13 protein-coding genes are annotated in these 20,480 nt (G+C 66.3%); 8 read left to right on the top strand and 5 right to left on the bottom strand.

Annotated elements, in window-relative coordinates:
* Nucleotides 1-289: 289 nt before the first annotated feature.
* The 3 genes from AB0C30_RS39985 to AB0C30_RS39975 all read right to left on the bottom strand — a co-directional run bounded on the left by AB0C30_RS39985 (nucleotide 290) and on the right by AB0C30_RS39975 (nucleotide 8,118).
* Complete coding sequence (locus AB0C30_RS39985; RefSeq protein ID WP_357953844.1) at nucleotides 290-427, bottom strand: hypothetical protein; 138 nt, start codon at nucleotides 425-427, stop codon at nucleotides 290-292.
* A 1,383-nt stretch (nucleotides 428-1,810) separates the two neighbouring features.
* Nucleotides 1,811-6,445: a hypothetical protein gene (locus tag AB0C30_RS39980; protein WP_357953842.1), complete on the bottom strand. Its 4,635-nt coding sequence runs from the start codon at nucleotides 6,443-6,445 to the stop codon at nucleotides 1,811-1,813.
* Between the two features lie 548 nt (nucleotides 6,446-6,993).
* A complete protein-coding gene (locus AB0C30_RS39975; RefSeq protein ID WP_357953840.1) occupies nucleotides 6,994-8,118 on the bottom strand; it encodes a hypothetical protein in 1,125 nt (374 codons plus the stop codon).
* 192 nt (nucleotides 8,119-8,310) lie between these two features.
* Between AB0C30_RS39975 and AB0C30_RS39970 the strand changes: the two genes are divergently transcribed.
* Together AB0C30_RS39970 and AB0C30_RS39965 are read left to right on the top strand one after the other, a co-directional pair.
* Nucleotides 8,311-9,216 carry a bile acid:sodium symporter family protein gene (locus AB0C30_RS39970; RefSeq protein WP_357953951.1) on the top strand — a complete coding sequence of 302 codons (906 nt, stop codon included), beginning with the start codon at nucleotides 8,311-8,313 and terminating at the stop codon, nucleotides 9,214-9,216.
* A gap of 68 nt (nucleotides 9,217-9,284) precedes the next feature.
* A complete protein-coding gene (locus AB0C30_RS39965; protein ID WP_357953838.1) occupies nucleotides 9,285-12,509 on the top strand; it encodes an AAA family ATPase in 3,225 nt (1,074 codons plus the stop codon).
* On the opposite strand, the gene AB0C30_RS39960 is transcribed toward AB0C30_RS39965, so the two are convergent.
* Nucleotides 12,449-12,691 carry a 2TM domain-containing protein gene (locus tag AB0C30_RS39960; protein WP_357953836.1) on the bottom strand — a complete coding sequence of 81 codons (243 nt, stop codon included), beginning with the start codon at nucleotides 12,689-12,691 and terminating at the stop codon, nucleotides 12,449-12,451. The two genes, AB0C30_RS39965 and AB0C30_RS39960, sit on opposite strands and share 61 nt — an antisense overlap.
* Before the next feature lie 147 nt (nucleotides 12,692-12,838).
* On the opposite strand from AB0C30_RS39960, the gene AB0C30_RS39955 reads away from it, so the two are divergent.
* The 3 genes from AB0C30_RS39955 (at nucleotide 12,839) to AB0C30_RS39945 (ending at nucleotide 15,938) form a co-directional block, all read left to right on the top strand.
* Nucleotides 12,839-13,636: an alpha/beta hydrolase gene (locus tag AB0C30_RS39955; RefSeq protein WP_357953834.1), complete on the top strand. Its 798-nt coding sequence runs from the start codon at nucleotides 12,839-12,841 to the stop codon at nucleotides 13,634-13,636.
* Nucleotides 13,637-13,728: 92 nt separating this feature from the next.
* Nucleotides 13,729-15,351 (top strand): FAD-dependent oxidoreductase, encoded by a 1,623-nt coding sequence (locus tag AB0C30_RS39950; RefSeq protein ID WP_357953832.1) that lies wholly within the window; start codon nucleotides 13,729-13,731, stop codon nucleotides 15,349-15,351.
* 77 nt (nucleotides 15,352-15,428) lie between these two features.
* Nucleotides 15,429-15,938: a DUF4188 domain-containing protein gene (locus AB0C30_RS39945; protein ID WP_357953830.1), complete on the top strand. Its 510-nt coding sequence runs from the start codon at nucleotides 15,429-15,431 to the stop codon at nucleotides 15,936-15,938.
* On the opposite strand, the gene AB0C30_RS39940 is transcribed toward AB0C30_RS39945, so the two are convergent.
* Nucleotides 15,935-16,183, bottom strand: coding sequence for a hypothetical protein (locus AB0C30_RS39940; protein WP_357953828.1), 249 nt, complete (start codon nucleotides 16,181-16,183; stop codon nucleotides 15,935-15,937). The genes AB0C30_RS39945 and AB0C30_RS39940 overlap by 4 nt on opposite strands.
* Before the next feature lie 326 nt (nucleotides 16,184-16,509).
* Between AB0C30_RS39940 and AB0C30_RS39935 the strand changes: the two genes are divergently transcribed.
* The 3 genes from AB0C30_RS39935 (at nucleotide 16,510) to AB0C30_RS39925 (ending at nucleotide 20,467) form a co-directional block, all read left to right on the top strand.
* Nucleotides 16,510-17,505, top strand: coding sequence for a LacI family DNA-binding transcriptional regulator (locus AB0C30_RS39935; RefSeq protein WP_357953826.1), 996 nt, complete (start codon nucleotides 16,510-16,512; stop codon nucleotides 17,503-17,505).
* 521 nt (nucleotides 17,506-18,026) lie between these two features.
* The gene (locus AB0C30_RS39930) at nucleotides 18,027-19,193 is read left to right on the top strand and encodes a hypothetical protein (protein WP_357953824.1); all 1,167 of its coding nucleotides are present in this window, start codon (nucleotides 18,027-18,029) and stop codon (nucleotides 19,191-19,193) included.
* Nucleotides 19,194-19,216: 23 nt separating this feature from the next.
* Nucleotides 19,217-20,467 (top strand): extracellular solute-binding protein, encoded by a 1,251-nt coding sequence (locus tag AB0C30_RS39925; protein WP_357953822.1) that lies wholly within the window; start codon nucleotides 19,217-19,219, stop codon nucleotides 20,465-20,467.
* Nucleotides 20,468-20,480 lie beyond the last annotated feature (13 nt).

Genomic DNA, 20,480 nt, shown 5'->3' with positions numbered 1-20,480 from the left:
AACGAGTCGGCGTCGTCCCCCTTGGCGTTGAAGGAGCCGAAAGCCGGGGTTGAACGTCTTGACGTTCAACCCGCTGGCGCCGGTGGTGTAGGCGAAGCCGCCGGTGTCGATGCTGACCGAACGCGTCAGCACGCTGTTCACCGGCACGTAGACCGAGTTCGGATTCTGCCAGATCTCGGCGTCGTTGCAGTCCGTGGTGCCGACGGCGGTACAGGCGCGCCCTGCGCGTCGGACGGGACGTACCACTCGCGGATGTGCCGTCGGCATCCCGGTCGCCCCACCAGGAACGTCAGGGCCCGAGCACCGCAGCCAGGGCCTCCCTGTTCACCCCCACCACGATCAGTACAACCACGATGATGACGGTCCGCAGAAAGCGTCCCCAAGGCTCGGGGATGGAGGCCGTGCCGCTGAGTCGAACGGTAATCACGTTCGGTCCTTTCGCCGATTTTTCTTGTGAATTCAGCGCCAACCTGCCAAACGTCCGCAGCGAGCTGGGCTGATAATGCCAAATTGTAAGTTGGCCACTGCAGGGCTGGCAGGTCCGGCTGTCACGACTTGTAAGATCATCGGCGCATTGCCGCGCCGGGGATCTTGTCGTTACAGCCCACGAGATTACTCCATTATCGGCGCGCTTGGAGGCCATTCGCCCAGTCTTTGTCCATCCGTTCGGAATTTGTAGAAACTGGGCTCTGACCTGCGATTATGTGATAAATATTCAATGGTACTACCTCGGTGAGCACGGTTAGCGGCCCCCGATAGATGGTCTCCCATCTAGAAGGTTGGAATACCCGTGGGATTCGGGGTATTCCGAAGAGGGATGATAACTACCCCGCGCTTTTATCGGTGCGGAAACGTCCGGTCGATTAACGTCTGAGTCCCCGGTCCAATTCGCGTAGGGCGAGGGCTGGGGAGTTGGTCTCATCAAACGGTGTGGTTGCGGGTGGCGCATCAAGCCTGGTTTGGTGGCGGATCGGCCACTGCGACCTCCAGTCGTATCCGCCGACAATCCGGAGCGCTCTGCGGGGTCGCGTTGCATCGCCAGATGTAAAGAATGAGGCGTAGACAGTTGCTCATGCTGTGTGTGTTGCCGTAAGTGTAATTGTGAAATGCCAGGTCAGAGGCGCTTTGTACGTGATGGGCCCCGCGTGAGGGTACTCGATCCACCTCGTGGAGACTCGGATCGGGGAGTAGTTTTGCCGATGCCGGAGTGGCGGAGTGGCCGCCCAGGAATCACCAGGTATTCAGCCAGGCTGAAGCCTCGCGTCACGTTGTGTTGCAATCCCTGATCATGCCTGCAATGACGGGTTTTCGGCTGATGGATCGCAGGTCGTTGAGGCCGGTCACGTCGCGGGCGGGCTGCGTTGCGATGTCCGGGGCGCTGTTCCGGGACTGGTGCGGCCGGCGCCCGTTATAGGGAGCAGGTATTCCTGGAGCACGTATGCCAGGTGGTGTTCGCTGACGATCAAGATGCGGTCTCGCAGTTACGCGAGTTGGTGTGCCTCGGACACCTTGTGTAGCCGGTGCCGCACCGCTGCTCGACCTCGGCATCCATCATCATCTGCGCCATCCGCACGACCATCTTGCACAGCACATCGGGCGAGGCCTGCGTCAAGGGCTCGCCGGACCACTCACCCTAAGCAGGCAAAAATGTCCATAGCGGCCACTTCTCGTTCTCCTTCGTTTGCCTTCGACAGCTGTGAAGGATCGCGGAGTGACCGCCCTCATGTCACATTGATCTTCCCTTAAGGGCACGAAGGTGACGAGTAGCTTCAAACAAGTACATCACTCCCGTGGATGCTAACTTGGGAGTTCAAGTCGATTCGTCCAACTCCGGGTCTCCTTCGGCAATGCGGGAGAGGGAGAGAACCTGTCCGTGGCGGCGAACTCCGGTGAGCCGTACCCCGGCGAGCGCTTCGGCTCCCAGTGTGCGCAGCGGGTCGGCGATGAGTCGAAATAGAGGTGCGCACTCCTGCCCGGTGTCCTCCAACCCGGAAACCACAACCAGGATGTACTTCTCCCGCTCCAGGATCGCCCGCTCGAACTCGTAATCGGTGAGCGTGACGGCGTCAGGTTCTATCCCAGAAGCTGATTTGATCTCGTAGTAGACCTGGTCGGAGTCACGGGCGTCGGCTCCAACTCGTCGGGTAGCCCGTAGATCCTCAACAGTCAGCCCCTTGCCTTCCAGGTACGACCTGAGCAGGTGGAAGGCCACTGTCTCGGTCTCACCTGTGGTGAAGCTCGGCGGAACCGCTGTGTAGTTGGGAGCATGTCCGCCGAAGCCGCGGCTGGGGGTCACTAGCGAGGGATTTCCCCCCTGACGGCTAAACGTGGAGTGTGGCGCGGTAGCCGCCTGCGGCTCGGCGGGACCAACGGGCTGGAAAGCGGCGGGATCGATCAATCGACGTTCAGGTGTGTCGTCTGGCGGCGTTGGCCGCGGAGGGGATGGGAATGGGACACCGGACGTCTCTGGAACCGTCTCCATGGTGTTTGCGGACGACTCCTGAAGTGGAGTAACCAGTTCAGGCTCCGTCTCGGGGACCGTTTGGGCTGCAGCGCGCTCGATGCGTTGCGCATGTTGCTCGGCGGCCCGCGACGCCTGTTCGAGCCGCCCGGGCTGGTCCGTCGTCGGCAGAAGTGGGAGCGCTCGAGACGTGGTGTCGTCGGTGACGTCCTGCCAGGCCCCGACCCATGTCGCGGCGATGTTGTAACTCTCCATGGAGAACAACGCGGCGATCGCGGCTCCAACCCCCTTAACGCGGGCGAGCTCGTGTTCGCCGCGTACGTAGAGGATCGGGGATTCGCCGTTGAGGAACGCTGACACGGGCAGCGCCGGAGACATCTGCCCATTCGCCAGGCTGACCTGGATGGCCAGATCGGGGGCGACATAGACCTCGGCTGTCTCGAGCCATTCCCAGCTCACTTCCGGGGCGGGCGGTGGGATAGCCCGGCGTGTCAGTTGGTCGCGGAGGTGCTTGACCGAGAGCTGAAAGAGTCGGGTCTCCGTTGGGGCACTCCACCCATTCCGCACGGAGGCCTCGACCACGACCATGTCGCTCGCTTCCCGCTCGTGCACATGAGCCTGGTGTAGCAGCTCTCGGAACTGGTCGAGACCGATCCCAGGTTGCCAGGTGGGCACGTGCCGGCCCAGCTCTCGGGCGATCCCCTCGTGGGACACCGCGTAGACCGGGCGGCGGGTCGTCCAACTGCTGGTCGTCCGCAGCGGCAGCCTTCGCAGGCTCTTCGCCAGCTCAGGTGAGATCTGTTGGGTCTGGGCCAGGTCGCGCTCCAGCAGCCGTAGACACTCCAGGTGAATTCGTTCGTTCGCTGGCGTGGCAGGCTTCTTGGAGATGGTGCGGAGGATGCGGATAGCGTCGTGGACGGACGGCTGCGGGATCCTCAATGCCTCCCACAGCTCGTCGCATCCGCCGGCCTCCAGGACACAGGGAAGCTGGTCGCCGAAGATCTGCGCTCCTCGACGGACGACTGTGGGACGCCGCCACCCATGCTGGGTGAGTACCAGCTCTCCCGAGACGCTGAGAGCGTTCCTGATGATTTTGACTATCTCCGGTTCGGTGGTTCTGCCGTAGGCGAATGACGAGTTGCTCGTCCTCCGCGCCACCGCGACCACCTCGGCCAGTGCCCGATAGACCAGCAGCGCTTGAGCGGCCGTTTCCTCGGGCACGGGTCCCTGGCCCGTCCCGTTCTGCTCGCGCAGGAACCGCAACCGCTCGATCAGCTTGGGTGTTTCGGCCTTCCCTTGTATCCCCAGTTCAGCGGCGACTTCTGGGCGGGGGAGCATGTTGAGCTCGGGGTGGAGGTATTCCTCGCGTTCCTCACCGAGAACCGCAACATTGCTGGGACTACGCAGGGCGAGGTCCATCGGTCGACAGGGGTCTTCTCGGCAGTTGTCGAGCCAGGCGATGGTGCGAGCTTCCCAGACCCAGAAAGCGGCGACAGCGCCGTCCCGCTGCCAGCCGTTATAGGCATGAGCGACATCGACCTCCCATGGGCTTCGTCGGTCCCAGGACTGCCTGAGAGCGCTTTCTTGGTTCCAGAGCTGGTTGAGGAGTTGCAGGGCCGCGGCAGCGCGACGGCGGCGCCGCGCACTATGTTGTTCGTCCGCAATGTCCGACAGCACACGCTGCAGATCTGGCGAGTGCCGATCGCTGAGCGTGTAGAGAGTCAATCCAGGCTTAAGGTTGCTAATAGCCTTCGCCCTGATGTCGCAGGCTGGGCTGCCTGGGATGTATGCGTTCGCGTAAGTTCGAGCGTCCTTGTATGAGGGACCTCTAGTGGAGGCCAGGGGCAGGAGCCGTGGTGCAGTTTCGGCGCCGAGACTGCGGAGGAACTGGGTGGCGCTCATGCTTTGACGTGGCGTCTCCGACCGGAGGAGTTGCACGTAGCGGGCGTCGATCCAAGCCAACTCCGGTGTGGCAGCCGCAGCGACGGAGAATGCGTTCCGGTCGTACGCGCTGGGCAGATACGCCTTGTGGGGCGTGACAAACACCTCGCTGGTTGCCCCCTCCGGACCGTGGACCTGGGCGCGCAGGGCGATGGCGCGGCCAACATCGGGGGCGAGTTTGTCCCAGTCCGCCGCGGACATGTTGGGAAGCGCACTCCACAAGGCATGGAGTTGCTCATCCGTGACTTGTTGCGGTGCTCGCCCGGTCTGCCTGCCGAGCGCGGCCAGGCGGCGGACTGCCTCCACCGCGGCACCGGTGTCGATTACGGTGCTGACCTCGCGTAGCCAAGACAGCACCTTCCTGGCGTCCCCGGAATCAGCGTTTAATGCCTCATGGAGCCGGACCGACCAGCCGAAGGCATCGGCCAACGGTGCCGGGCACAGCGTGAGAACCGTGCCGTCATTCGCGGACGGAGGGCGAAGCCGGTTATCGTCCGCATCGACGACACAGGGCAGCCGTAGAAGGTGATCTCCGAGTTTCGCGGTCAGGCCGAGCGCGGTCAGCGCGATCACGAACTCGACCGGCCGAGAGGTCTCCTCGAGTAACGGAAGCGCATCAGCGACTTCCACGTCGGGAGAGTATCCCCATTCGTCCTCAATGACGGTGCGCCAGCGACCGCTTGGGTCTCGCGCTTCCAAGGGGAGCATCGCCGCGCGGTCGGCCAGCGCGGCGGTCTCAGCCGGGGTCAGGAGACCTGCCCGCTCCAGTGCACGGGATTCGAGGGCGCTTTCCAAAAGGGAAAGCCGCCCAGCTTCACGGGTGTCGAACGTGACCTTGCCTGGAAGGTCGTCGCGAGAGCGTACGAGCAGGTCCTCCTCGAGTGCATGAACTGCGGCTGCTGTGCTCCTCTCCTCTTCGTCCTTACGCGGAACAAGGGCCCATGCCGCAGCGGGAGCATCGTGGAATCGGTCGGCTACTGCGGCGACCCACATCTCTCCAATCATGGGAACCAAGGCAGCGTTCCAGGGTGTATCGGCCAGGTCCTGCCGGGCACTCACCGGATCGAATGGGGCGCTGACCCTCACGGGGTGGCGGAAAGCGAGAAGAGGGAGCCCCGCATAGAGCATCCCGGCTTCTTCGTGCCCGTCCGCGAGAGCAACTGTGATCGGGACGGTCTCCCCTTTGGCCTTGCCCTGCCGTTCAACGGCGGGCGACGGCGGGGCGCCGTGGTAGAGAATCCAAGTCCGTCCGTCGGGGGCCTGGGCGCGTTTGCGCTCCACCGGGCGTTCTTCACCCGACAGAGCCGCTTGGATGGGCGGGAGGGACTGCAACGCCAGATGGAGGACCGCCACCTGCATGTATTCCTGGTCCAGAACCACTATCCGAGAGACGCTCCGGAGGAAGAGCAGCGCCGAATGATCCCAGCGACGTACCCAGGCGAGGATCTCGTCACCAGTGGCGACATCGTCGGGGAGCGGGATGTGGAAGAAAGTCCACCTGTCATCTCCCATCGCCTCGGGAAAGTCCTGGGGAGGCATCGCCGCGATGCTGAACCCGTCGAGGCAGGCGTGATAGGGGCTGGAGTGCACTTCGCGTATGGAAGAAATGGCCTCCAAGGTCATCAGCCCGATGCCGAACTTGCCAGTCTGATCCGCGTTTGCCGTCTTGGTGCTGCGCCAGGGCGCGACCATCGCCAGCAGATCCGCAAGCCTGACCGGTCGCCCGTTGTGTGAGACGGTCAGACCGTCCGATCCTCGGTAGATCCGGATTTCCGTAGCCCGAACGTCATCGGCGTTCTGGATCATCTCCGAGAGAAACTGAAGCCGGTCGTTGGACAGGTTGGCAGCCCCTAACCGACTGCGGTCAGCCATCTCGTGCGTGATGTTGTCTGCGTTGCGAATGTGCTCGCCAAGGAAGTCGACAGCCCAGGCGGCGGCCTCGCTGTCCTCCGGCAGATACCTTTCGCCGGCAGCGTCCAGATCGTAGACGGCACGTGCGGCCGCCCGGGCGCGATGAAGTTTCGAGTTCTGGTTAGGGTGCACGTGCCTTCCCGCTGAGTCGAGGAGAAGAGGCTTGCGCCTACGACCCAATCGCAGGGCTGATGGTGACCATAGCGTCCATCACTGACATTTCTGGGCCAGGCGGCCCGACGACCGCCGCCACCTGGCAACCGCACAGGAGAGGCTAGGCGGAGCGGCACTCTCGTGCGGCTCCGCGATCTGCCCGGCCGATCAGATGTCCTGCAAGAGCCCGGCGTCGATGATCATGTGAGGCGAGTACCAGAGGCCCTTGTCCGGGCCGCGGAGTTTGGTGATGTCCTTGGGCCCACAGGCGGTTGGGGGCGACCAGTTCGGGGACGGCCCGTGGCGGGTGGGTGGCCTGTCGGCGTCGATCGGCGAGCGGTTTAGCGATCTCTTACATACCAGGTGAGAGCCACTACACGAGTATTGGCACGGCACAGGATAATTTCGGCAGGGGCAATGTCGGTCATGTGAGCTGCCTTGATCGGTACTGCTGGTGGCCGCGCGGGCGGGAGGCCACGACGTACTGAGCGTTCTGGGTTCGCGACTGGTAGACGTTCTCGGTGGAGTCAGCCCCGCATCCGCTCGACCATGAGCACCCGGTCTGCCTCCGCCTCGGTCGCGGCGCGGACTTCCACGAAATCGTTCTCGTGGCGCAGGATGGTGACGATCCCGGTCAACAGCGTGAGCCTGCGGATGCGGTCACGGGTGATGACCTGCCGGTCGACCGAGAACACCTCGGCATGGGCGTTGTCGTCCTTGCCCCACGTCCAGGCGCGTCCGCTGACTCCGGGAGCGGGCCTGAGCAGCACGGTGCGGACACTGGAGGGCTCCAGCCGGTAGGTGGGCGCGTTGTGCGGGTTCAGCTGCCTTCCGATGCGCATGCTCATCTGCAGTTGGACGGCGTATCGATCGAGCTCTGACTGTGGCCAGGATTCGATGTTTGTGGGCAGGTTGCCGAGCATGTCCTTGCGCAGATCGCCCAGCGTCTCCTCGATGCGCTGCCAGGCGTCGACCGTCTCGTGAGGGATGAGGTGATGGCCTCTGACCTCGTCGCGACGGACACGCTTGGGTCGGGTAGGAGGGGAAGGCCGGAAGGGCACCCTGACCGGAGGCTCGGGCGCAGCAGAAAGATGCAGTGCGGGCCACTGCGCCGACTGGGAAAGGGTGGAGTCGGCGGTCAGGGGGAGGACGTCACGCATCCTTTGGGGATCCCATCCGGTCGCCTCCGTTTCCGTGCGTAGAACCGGTTCGGCGGCATCGGCCAGCGGCCAGAAGCGCAGCAGCCACGCCTCCTCGACGGCCTCGGTCACGCTCGCGTCGTAGTCGGCCGGTTGAGTGCGTACGGGCCCGGTGTAGGCGCGCAGGCCGTAGGCGAAGAACGGCGGGCCCAGCAGTAGGGCGTGTCCCGATGGGCTGTCCATGAGACCGCAGAGATGCGCCGCTCCGCCCGGGCTGAGGTAGACGACTTGCCCGGCATCGTTCCAGGGCCCGCCGGGTTCGAGGGGCTCAGCGTCCCATGCCTCCATCCGCACACGCGCCATACGCGCTCGAGTTTGGCTCTGGATCCCGAGTTGCCCGAGCGCGTTCCCGCCGGGCTCGGCCAGCAATGAACCGACCTCGGCCTGCTCCTCGGGCTCCCGGCTGAGCCCGGATCCGTCATGAAGGTCGAAGCGGCCGTACAAGATTGGCACATCGTCCTCGACATCTCGAAGCAGCCCGGCCATTTCGCCCCTCCGAAGTCGATCACGTGCTGGTGGATCGAGACCCTAGCGGCCCAGGGCGACAATCTGCGGCTTGTCCTGGTCTTTTGCATGATCGGCCTGGAACAACGACAAGCCTTTGGTCCCTACCAGGAATTGTCAGTATGCCCGAGAATGTCCGCCATGGGCTCTCCATTGATCTTGGCCAGTCTGCCTTCTGCCATCGGCATCGTCATGCTCGGCCTGGGCCTCAGCCTGACCGTGGACGACTTCTGGCGGGTGGGTCAATATCCGAAGGCGGTCGCGGTCGCGTTGCTGTGCCAAATCGTGCTGCTGCCGGCGATCTGCTTCGGCCTGGTGCTCGCCTTCGGGCTTCCGCCGGAACTGGCAGTCGGGATGTTGCTGGTCGCGGCGTCGCCCGGTGGCCCCACGGCCAATCTGTTCAGCCACCTGTTCGGCGGGAACGTCGCGCTGAATGTCACGCTCACCGCGATCAACTCGGTGCTGGCCGTGATCGCCCTGCCGATCGTGGTGAACCTCTCGGCCGGGTATTTCTTGACCGACTCCGGCGGGGCCGCCCTCGGGCTGCAGTTCGACAAGATGTCGCAGGTCTTCGCGATGGTGCTCGTACCGGTCGCGGTCGGGATGCTCCTGCGCGCGTGGGCGCCTGAGGTGGCGCGGCGGCTCAACCTCCCCGTTCGGGTGCTGTCGGTCGTGGTCCTGGTCGGGGTCATCTACGCCGTGTTGTACGCGGAGCGGGCGAACCTCGTCGACTATTTCGTCTCGGTCGGGTTGGCCGCGTTGGCTTTCAACATCGTGAGCCTGTTGATCGGCTACGGTGTGCCGCGCCTGGCGGGCGTCGATCACCGCGCGGCGACCGCGGCCGGGTTTGAGATCGGCATCCACAACACCGGGCTCGCCATCACGGTCGCGCTGAGCCCGACGCTGCTGAACAGTGCCGAGATGGCGATCCCGGGCGCGGTGTACGGCATTGTCATGTTCTTCACGGCGACCGCGTTCGGCTGGTTGATCAGCCGCCGAGCTCGAAGGTCGGTCGGCCCTTCTGCGGCCAATCCCGGGCCCATATAATCGGTGCACGCTGCGGTGCGAAACGGGTCGTAAGCTGACAAATTTGTCATGTCCATCCGGGAGTCGACGTGACCGGGCCAGCCCATCCCGTTCGGCACGACGGTGAAGGTCCGCCGACCGGTGCTGGTTCGCTGCGACTGCAGATCCTCGGTTCGTTGCGGCTGTGGCGCGATGGCGCCGAACTGGACACCGGCCCCCGACAGCAGGCGCAGCTGCTGGCTCTGCTCCTGGCGCGCGTGGGCCATCCGGTCAGTACGAGAGAATTGATCGACCTGATGTGGGCCGATGACGCCCCCGCCAGCGCGCTCAATCTCATCCAGAAGTACATCGGGGCATTGCGGCGGGTGCTCGAGCCCGCTGTCCCCGCCCGGGCAGCCGGTACGTACCTGCACCGCCGCGGCAACGCGTACGTGTTCAGTGCCGGCTCCGGCACGCTGGATCTCGTCACGTTCCGGGAACTCCTCAACGGCGCCCAAGGGCAGGCTCGGGAAGTGGCGCTCGACGACTACGTCAAGGCGCTCGGCCTCTGGCGTGGCCCCGCGGGGGATGGATTGTCCTATGGATCGACCGCGATGCCGATCTTCGCCGCCCTCGACGACGAGTTCTACGCCGCCTGCGTGGCAGCGGCCGAACTGGCGGTGTCGTTACGCCGACCGGAGCGGGTGATCCCGCCGTTGCAGCTGGCCGCGTCGATGGCACCGTTTCACGAACCCGTACATGCCGGCCTCGTCACCACCCTCGGCGCCGCTGGGCGGCAGGCGGAGGCGCTGTCAGCGTTCCACGCGGTCCGTGACCGCCTCGCCGAGGAACTCGGCATCGACCCCGGTTCGGCGTTGCAGGCCGCGCACCTGCGCGTGCTGACGCAGAGTCCGACGTCGCCGGTGGTGACGAGCACGGAGAGCGAGGGCGACCGCGCACCGGCGAGGCAGCCGGCCGGCCTGGTCGGCCGGGACGAGGAACTCGGCGTGCTGCGGCATGCCATCGAGGCGGCGCTCACCGGCCGCACCGGGCTCGTCATCGTCGAGGGCGAACCGGGCTCGGGTAAGACGCGCCTGCTGGAAGAGGCCGCCGCCGGCGCGGACCGGCGTGGCGCGCTCGTCGTCAGGGCTTCCTGTTTGGAAGGCGACGGAACACCGTCGATGTGGCCATGGGAGCAGGCGCTCGCCGTCGTCCTCGACAGCCTGCCCGTGTTGGCGCGCGAGAAGTGGCTGGCCAGTGAACTCGGGCGCCTCCTCGAATCTCGAGACGATGACGCCGGGCCGCCGGTTTCGGGCGGCCGCGCCCAGTTCCGCCTGTACGAGCAGGTCGTCACCTTCATCGGCCAGGCCTCGGCACAACGGCCGATGCTGCTCGTGATGGATGATCTTCAATGGATCGATGCCACCTCGCTCCAGTTGTTCAGCCATCTGGCGGCCCGGCTACCCACCGGCACCGCGATCATCTGCGCCCTTCGCGACCGCGCACCCACACCCGGCCCCGACCTTTCGCGGGCACTGGCCGCCGCCAGCCGGTTGCCCAGCCACCGCAGGATCCAACTCGGCCCGCTCAGCCTGACCGACGTGGCCGAACTCATCCGCCGCGAGACCGGCCACGAACCCGGCGCGGACATCGCCCGCAACATCCACGTTCGCACCGCCGGCAATCCTTTCTTCGTCCGCGAACTCTCGCGGCTCCTCAGCGATAGCGGCGCGCTCAGCGATCGTGGCGCGCTCAGCGACGACGACGCATCGGCCCGGGCCGGGGTGCCGTCCACCGTACGAGACGTCGTCCGCGATCGGATGGCGAGCCTCGACGACGGCGCCCGCCACCTGCTGCGCGTCGCCGCGCTGATCGGCCGCGAGGTCGATCTCGGTCTCCTCGCCCGCGCCGCCGGTGCCGACGTCGTCGACTGCCTCGAACGCCTCGAACCGCTGCGCGCGCTCGGCCTGCTCGAAACGGGGCCGGAGAACCCGTTCTCGTGGCGCTTCGCGCACGACCTGGTTCGCGAATCGATCATGGAGACAACGGAACAACTGCGGGCCGTCCGGCTGCACCTGCGTGTCGCGGACGCGCTCGAAGAAAGCCAGGCAGAGGACGAGTCCATCACCGAACGCCTCGCCTTCCACCTGTCGGCCGCCGGCCCCCTCGCCGACCCGGTTCGTACCGTGGAAGCGCTGAAACGCGCCGGTCGTCGCGCGGCGACCAAGCTCGCGTTCGCCGCCGCCGATCGGCACCTGGAATCGGCCGCCCAGATCGCGCGGACCGCCAAGCTTCCCGAACTCGAGCTCTCCGCCCTCTCGCTGCTCGCGATCGCCCCGCGCCGGCAAGCCGGGTTCGGCGGCACGACGTTCGATCTGCTGGAGCGTGCGGAGCACCTGGCCCGCCAACTCGGCCGGGATGTGGACGCCGCCGGCCTCCTCTTCGCTCGCCTGTTCGGGGCCTACACTTTCCTGGAGTGGGACCGCGTTCGGCTGGTCCGCCGGCTGTACGAGCAAGGGGAGGCGTCCGCCGATCCGGTCATCCGTGTGTACGGCCGGCAAGCCTGGGGCCTGCACCAGTGGGACATCGGCGACATCGGCGCGGCATACCGATGCCTCAGCGAGAACAACCCCGCCCTACTCGACGGGGTCGTCTCCGCGCACAGCGAGACCCCGATCCGGCGTGACGTCTCGGGTGAGTGGCCCGGCTGGCACGCCGTCGTGACGGCATTACATGGTGACGTCGGGACGGCGGAGACCATCATCGACAAGTGGAACGGCCCCGACGACTCGTACGCGGTCGCGACCTGGGCCTACTACACCACGATCATCGCTTCGATGGCCGGTGACGCGGGCTGGGTGATGCGCACGATCGAGCGGTGGATGGCCGTGGGCACCGGCCGCGCGGCCATCCAGCAGGAGCACTACATACGGCTGAACTGGTACTGGGCCCGTGCCCTCGTCGGCGATGACCCGGCCGTCATCGCGGCGGAGGCCGACCAGCTCCTGGCCGGGACGATGGTCGACCCGCCGAGGTGGGGCGTCGCCTACCATCACGCGCTGATCGCCGAGATGTGGCTGGCCGCGGGGATGCCGGACGAGGCGGGCATCGCCCTCGATCGAGCGGACCAGGCCCTCGACGCCTACGGTCAACGCTACGCCGAAGGACTTGTCCTGCTGCTGCGGGCGCGCCTGCTCCACGCCCGCGGCGAGCCCGCGGACGTCGTACGAGCCGCTGCGGAAAAGGCCCGCGACCGGTCCCATGAACGCGGGTCTCACCTGTTCGCCCGCCGTGCCGAGAAGTTCCTTGCGGTATTCGGCCGGGGCGGCGAGTAGACGCTCCAGGTGTGAAAGCCCAGCCCGATGCCCCAAACGACTATCGACCACACCGGCCAGAAGTGGCTTCTCGAGTCGTAGCGAAACCACACCACGACCTGGGTCAGATTGGACAGGACATAAAGAGCCAGGTGAATCCGTAGACCCCACTTCCTGGCCGTCTCGCTCTTCTGTGTGTTCATGCCCGCAGGCTAGATCGACGTACTTGTCAAAGACTGAGGCGTACTTCCCGAAGACTGACCTACCGGGTTCAGCGATCGTCAACTATTCGAGATCTACTCTGACCTGCAATCGAGGTGCCAATCGCAAACCTTTGAAAGGACCACGCTATGACGACGACCCGCCGAGCGGTGCTGGCCGGATCCGCCGCGGTCGCGACCGGTGCCCTGCTGGGGACATCCGAGGCGCAGGCGCAGCCCCGGCCGGGAGCCAAGCCCAAACCCACTGTGGTGCTCGTGCACGGCGCGTTCGCCGATTCCTCCGGCTGGAACGACGTCAGCGCCAGGCTCATCCGCGAGAACTATCCGGTGATCGCCCCGGCGAACCCGCTGCGTAGCGTGGCCGCCGACTCCGCCTACTTGGCCTCCCTTCTCGCCACGCTCAGCGGCCCGATCGTCCTGGCCGCGCACTCTTATGGCGGAATCGTCATCACGAACGCCGCGGCTGCTAACCCGAACGTGAAAGCGCTGGTCTATGTGGCCGCATTCGCCCCTGACCAGGGTGAATCGCTGCTGGATCTGCAGAACAAGTATCCGGGAAGCAAGCTCAATGAGGCGGCGCTGGACTTCCGTCCTTATGGTGATGGGCTCGTCGAGGGATACATCAAGAAAGAGGTATTCCACGACGTCTTCGCCGGGGACGTGCCGAGGGCGACCACCAACCTGATGCAGGCCGGCCAGCGGCCCGCTGACACGCGCACGCTCGGAGAGCCGTCCGGCGCCCCGGCGTGGAAGACCATTCCCTCCTATTACCTGATCGCCAGGAACGATCAAGTGCTCCCCGTCGCGGCCCAGCGGTTCATGGCGCGGCGGGCCGGGTCACGGGTCCACGAGGTCGGCGCCTCGCACGTCGCGATGATCTCGCAGCCCTCCATGGCCGCCGACCTCATCAAGAGCGCCGCGCGCTGACGTCTCAAGGGGACGGCGACGTTCGAGCCGGCGGCCGGTCCCAGTGATGTGGCGCGTCCTACTGTTCCGGCCCGGTACGACGGAGGAACTACATGAACGACGATGCGGCGCAGCGCGGGCCGGTCCTGAACGACGAGCAGTTCCGCCGGCTCACCGCGTACGGGGAGGTGGAACACGCCGAGGCCGGTCGGGATCTGTACGTGTCCGGCGACGACTCCTACGACTTCTTCCTGCTCCTGACGGCGACCGTGGACATCGTCCGGGACGCGACGGCGATCGAGCCGGAACGTCTGATCTTCCACGGTGGCCCCGGCGACTTTCTCGGCGAGCTCAACCTGCTGACCGGTCAGCACGTCTACCTGACCGCTCGGGTGGTGTCCGCCGGGACAATCGTGCGGATCGGGGCGGCGAAGCTGCGCCGGGCCCTCGCTGAACAGGATGACATCGCCGACCTCGTGCTGGCGGCGTTCCGGGAACGGCGCGAGGTCATCCGCTCGGCCGCCGGCGACGTCCTGGAGATCGTCGGTCAGCCGGAAACCGCGGCGACTTTGGAACTGCGCACCTACGCGACGCAGCTGCTCCTGCCCCACACCTGGCGCAGCGCGACCTCGCACCCAGGACGTTCGCTGATGACAGCGGCCGGGCTCACGGCAGACGACCTTCCGGCGGCGATCGTCGGTGGTTCGGTGCTGCGGCGCGCGACGTCAAGAACGCTCGCGGAGCTGCTCGGCCTCATCTACCGGGCCGACGAATATCCGGTCGATCTCGTCGTGGTGGGCGCCGGCCCGGCGGGGCTGGCCGCCGCCGTGTACGGGGCGTCCGAAGGCCTCGTCACCGTGCTGCTGGATCGAAGCGGGCTCGGCGGCCAGGCCGCCAAGAGCGCCCGGATCGAGAACTACCTGGGCTTTCCTCACGGTGTCAGCGGTGCGAACCTGACCCGCCTGGCGATGATTCAGGCACTCAAGTTCGGTGTACGGATCCACTCGCCGTGCGCGGTGACCGGTCTCGATCTCTCCGACGATCGACGGCCGACCGTCCTGCTGGAGGACGGCGTACGCATTCCGTGCCGCGCGGTGATCGCGGCGACCGGAGCCCATTACCGTCGTCTCGACATTCCCCAGTGGGCGAGGTTCGAGAAGTCCGGCTGCATCCGGTATGCGGCGACCGAGCTGGACGTCCGCGAGTACGAGCATCAGCCGGTGGCGGTCGTCGGGGGCGCCAACTCGGCCGGGCAGGCAGCCCTGTCCCTCGCCGCCCACGGCGCGACGGTGGATTTGATCGTGCGCGGCGCCGATCTCGAGGCTGGGATGTCTGCCTACCTGACCGACCGAGTCCGTGCCCATTCGCGGATCCGCACCCACACTGCTAGCACGGTCCGCGAACTGGCCGGAGATGGCACCCTCACGTCGATTGTCGTCGAGAGGCCGGGCGAGCGGCCGGAACGGCTGGCTTGTCACGCGTTGTTCTGCTTCATCGGAGCCGACCCCGTGTCGGGCTGGCTGTCCGGCGTCGCCAAGGCCGACGACGGCTTCGTCCTCACGGACAGTCGGCTTCCCACCGGCTCGTCCGGCCCGCGCCTTCCGTTCCAGACGAGCGCTCCCCGGGTCTTCGCGGTCGGCGACCTCCGCTCGGGCTCGACGAAACGAGTGGCCACGGCCGTCGGCGACGGCGCGAGCGCGGTCTCCTCCGTACACGTGGCGCTCACCGGCGACTGACATGTCCATCGCCCGTCCTGACCTCCATTGAACCGACGACCAGCCCATGCGCAACCTGCGCCCTTAAGGAGCATCAAATGCCAACCCGCGTGAACCGGCAGACCGTCGATCTGTCCGCCTATCCAGACCTCATCGTCCTTTACCTCGGTATGCGAGTGAATCGCCTGTACGGGATCCGGACCTTCTTCAGCTTCGGCAGGAAGATCAGCGGGTCGGTCGCGGGCAAGCCGGACGGGCTGCTGCTGCACGAGCCCGTGTACTACTCGTTCTTCCCGATGAACATGGGGATGCGCCAGTACTGGCGGGACCTGCCGTCGCTGCTCGCCTTCGCCCGGTCCGAGCCGCATCGGGAGTGGTGGCTGGACTTCCTGCGGGACTCGGGCGGCACCGGTTTCTGGCACGAGACGTACTCGGTCAGGGGTGGCATGGAGGCCGTCTATGACGACGTTCCCAAGCCGCTCGGGTTTGGCCGGTTCGCCGGAATCAGGCGCGCTCGTGGACCCATGTTCGGTTCCGCGGCCCGGTTGGGACGCTCCGACGACGGCGGCAACCCGGTCCTGAGCGAGACGGAGCTCTACGAGTCCTAGCCGGCGAACTGTGTCCGGGCCACCAGCGCCAGGGGCGCCACCAGCGCACACGTGACGGTTGCCGAGACGATCCAGCGCGACCACACGGCGCGCGGGTGGCGGCAAAGCAGCATGACCGCGTGGGCGGGCAAGACGAACGGGAACCGCATCGCGGTCTCGCCCGTGCCCGCGAGTGCGGAGACCATGTGGAGCATCACGTAATAGAGGCCATGCGCCAGGTCCATGTGGCGTAGAACTGTGGGCAAGTCTGTCAGGGGACGGCTGGCGATCGACACCGCTACGGCCTCATCGGCCCAATAAGAGGGACCATTGATCCGCCACAGGCCGAGAACCATGGCGATCACGGCCGGAACAGCGACGACCCACACGGAAGCGCCAGGCGCCCGCACTCTCGACATGTCCCCCGAAGCAGGCTGGCGCCCAGCCGGGCCGACGTCCGTCTGGTCGGCCACCACCCCGTCACGGCAGGTCCAGGACCGACACCATCGCCGCGGTGTTACTCAACTGCCCGCGCGGCAGGTCTGGCCGTATAGTGACATCACGCGTCGTCCGTATCGATCAAAAGGGAGCTATGGCCAAGGTCGGAATCAGTGACGTCGCCGCTCGTGCCGGGGTCAGCGAAGCGACCGTCAGCCGTGTGCTCAACCGTCGGGGCGTGGTCGCCGCCGGCACGCGCCGTGTCGTGGAGGACGCGATCCGCGAGCTGGGATACGACCGCGGCGGACAGAGTCAGCTCGTCATCGTCCTGACTCCGGGCCTCGCCCAGCCCTTCTTCGGGCGGCTCTGCGAGCTGATCGAGTCGGCGTTGGCGCCCCAGGGGTTCAAGGCCGTCGTGTGCTCCACGACGGTGGGCGGGTTGCAGGAGATCGACTTCATCACCTCCACCATGGATCTGGGCATCGCGGGCGCGGTCTTCGCCTCGGCGAGTAACACCCTGATCGGCGTGGACCCGGCGCCATACCGGCTGCTGCAGGAACGCCAGATCCCGTTCGTCTCGATGAACGGCGCGATCGAGGGCCTCCCGGCCCCCAGCTTCTCCACGAATGACAAAGTGGCGGCGGCGCTGGCCGTCGAGCACCTGTGGAACCTCGGCCACCGCGACATCGGCATGATCGTCGGCCCGGTGGGCAACCGGCCCAGCGAGCGGCGCCTCGACGGTTTCGTCGAGGCGATGAGCTCACGTGGCGTGGATGACCCGCGGCGACTCGTCGCGCGCCAGGTCTACAGCGTCGAGGGCGGAATGTCGGCCGCCGAGACCCTGCTCGACCAGGGTGCGACCGCGATCGTCGCCGCGAGCGACTACATGGCTCTGGGTGCGATTCGTACGGCGGGGCGCCGCGGTCTGTCCGTGCCAGGCGACGTGTCCGTCGTCGGCTACGACGACTCCCAGATCATGGGATTCGTCGATCCGCCCCTGACGACGGTCCGGCAGCCGATCGAGCGGATCGCGCAGGCGATCTCCGCCACCATGGTGCATCTGGTCAACAGGCGGCCGGTGCCGGCGGGGGAGCTGATGTTCGACCCCGAGCTGATCATTCGCGGCTCGACGGCCGCCCCACGCGCATAGATAGTCGCCGATCGATCGCGGCACAGCAGGCTGACCGCTGCCGCTCGCTGATGGCCTAATTCACCGTCGCCGCCCCATTCGTCCGATGTCGCCAGTGTGACGGCATCGGCGCTCGTACCTGCTCACGGGGTGTGTCCTCCGCTGATGGCTGCCCGGCCGATGGGGGCTGCCTGCCGCTACGGCGGGCTGTGTGACTCCTGCCGACCCCACGATGGACTGTCGCCCGCGACGCGGGCTCCTTGAGCGTGTGGCCGTCCTGTAACGCACTGCGTTGCCCTACTGTTGACGTGTTTATGACGTGTATGTAACACTCCCTTTTCATGACGAAGCAGTCACCACCTGCGGCGCATGCCACACGGTCCGGCCAAAATCACCCACCATGGCACCTTCGGGTTGATTCGAGCATGCACGATCTTGTCGAATCTTTCATTTGGGCGTCACGTCGTTCGCGTGAGTGGGTTCAGACCGGACGGGACCCGAGATATCTCCCGAGTTACTGGGCCGGTTTGACGGACCGGCCGATGTTCTATTCGAGAGACCTCGCCCACCAAATGCTCGGCGCGCATCTGCTGGGACTGGACGCGGAGAACCTTTCGATGCTCCGGCATTTCGCCGGATCGTCGAACGGCGCCCGCGGCTGGTATCCGTTGTGGGCCTTCGAGTTCGACGGCACGCCGGCCGCCATCGACTACCACTCGGATGACGACTTCGTACGAGAGGTCCCGGCGCCATTCGAACTCGTCGAGAAGGCGGTCGAGCAATATCGCTGGACGACGGACGACCGATTCCTGCTCACTCCGGAGATCGCGGCGTTCGTACGCAGCACGATGACGTCGTTCGTCGACGCCCATGATCCCCTCGGGACGGGTGTCGCCGGCGAAGGCGGCAGCGGGGACATCTTCCGCGGAACGGCGACCTACAACGAGGGGGAGCGGCCACCGCACCTCCTGGTCGCCGCCGACGGGATCGCCAGCCAATGGGCGGCCCACCTGGCGCTCGGCTCCGTCACCTTCGACGAAGAGTTCGCCGCGTGGAATCGTGCGCGGGCCGAGCAGTTGGCCGAGCACTTCTCGACATCGTGGTGGTTGCCCGGCGACCAGCACTACACCGTGGGCTTCACCGCCGACGGACCGACCGGCGGGTTCCGGCTGGAGAGCACCTGGTTCCCCGCGCTCAAGGGGATCATGCGCGACGACCAGCGCTCGAGCGCGCATCTCGACTTCCTGCGATCCGGCCTCGCGGCGACGCCGCCGACCAATATCGAGGCATTCACGTACCTTCCGGAGGCGTTCTTCCGGTACGGATGGGACGACGAGGCGTTGCGCTGGATGCGATACCTCGCGGACTCCAGGGCGGACTATCCCGAGGTCCCCTTCACGCACGTCGCCCATGTCGCGGTCGGCCTGACCGGGCTGGAGCCGGGCGCCCAGGAGGGCGTCGTCCACACCCGCTCGCATCTGCCGGCCGGGGAGTGGATCGAGGTCGGAGATGTTCCGGTCGGTGGTTCCGTCGTCGGGCTGCGGCACGAGGCCAGGGAAGCCACCGAGTTCGAGGTGACCGGCGGACCAGGCGTGACCTGGACCTCCACCTGGGACGACGGGCACGTCACCACGGTCGACGTGCCGAACGGTTCACGTGTACGCGCGGCTGCCGACGGCAGCGTCGTCGTGCTTCGCGGGCAGCGATAGATCACTGACAAAGGAGACCCCCCTTGCACCGAAAGGCACTCGCTGCCGTCACCGCCGCCTCGTTCCTCGCGCTCGCCGCTTGTAGCAGTGAGACCAGTGGTGGAGGAGGCTCGGCCGGGACCACCACGATCAGTTACGCCTTCTGGGGGACCACCGACGAGGCCGCCACCATGAAGGCGATGATCGCGGCGTTCGAGAAGGCCAACCCGACGATCAAGGTCGAGCCCAACTGGATCCAGAGCGACTACGAGCAGAAGCTCCAGACGTCGATCGCCGGGGGCGACGCCCCGACCGTGGCGGAGATCTCAGACACCTCGCTGCCGAGCTTCGCCAACGCCTTCAAGCAGGTCGAGGTCGACAAGAGCGTCTACTACTCCCCGGCCGTCCAGAGGGCGGGGACGTTCGGCGGGGCCGACTACGCGGTGCCCTTCGTCGCGAAGAGCAAGGTCTTGGCCCTCGGCAAAGACGCCTTCGACAAGGCCGGCGTCGCCGTCCCGTCCGGGACGACGCCGATGACGACCGCGGACTTCGTGTCCGCGGCCAAGAAGTTGACGTCGGGATCGGGCGCGAAGAAGGTCTATGGCTCCGCGCCCCTTTGGTACGACGGCTGGCTGATCGCGGAGGGCGGCTCGTACTACAGCGCGGACGGCAAGCAGTGCACCATGGGCAACGCCGACGGGATCCGCGCCGCCCAGACCGTGGTGAACGCCGTGAAGACCGACGGCTTCGCGCCCAACCAGGCCGACGCCCAGGGGCAGGACATGTTCCAGTGGCTCGCCGACGGCAAGGTCGCGATGCTGCCCGACTTCGGCCCGTGGAACATCGCCAAGATCGCCGCGTTGGACTCCTCGAAGTTCCTCATCGTGCCGTTGCCCGGCAAGGGCGAGCCCATGGAGGTCGACAGCCTGGGCATCGCGAAGGACGCGAGCGAGGCGGAGACCGCCGCGGCGAAGACCTTCACGAAGTTCATGAGCTCGAGCCCCGACGCGCAGAACCTCCTGGCGACGACGAAGTCCGCGCTCGGCATCCCCGTCATCGAGGGATCGCTCGACGCCTTCAAATCCATCGCCCCGAAGGTGAACCTGCAGGCCTTCATCGACGCCGTCAAGAACGCGGTCACCACGCCCGCCGTCAAGGACAAGGTGCGGATCGAGAGTGCCTTCTCAGGTGACCTGAACTCACGCACCGCGATCGGGTCCGGCACCGAGGATCCGGCCGTCGTACTGCCGCAGCTTCAGGCCGAATGCCAGAAGTTGCTGGACGCGGCGCAGTGACGGTCACCGAGCG

The sequence above is a fragment of the Nonomuraea sp. NPDC048901 genome (assembly GCF_040649695.1).
Classification (GTDB): domain Bacteria; phylum Actinomycetota; class Actinomycetes; order Streptosporangiales; family Streptosporangiaceae; genus Nonomuraea.
This window is presented reverse-complemented; position numbering and strand designations above follow the sequence as displayed.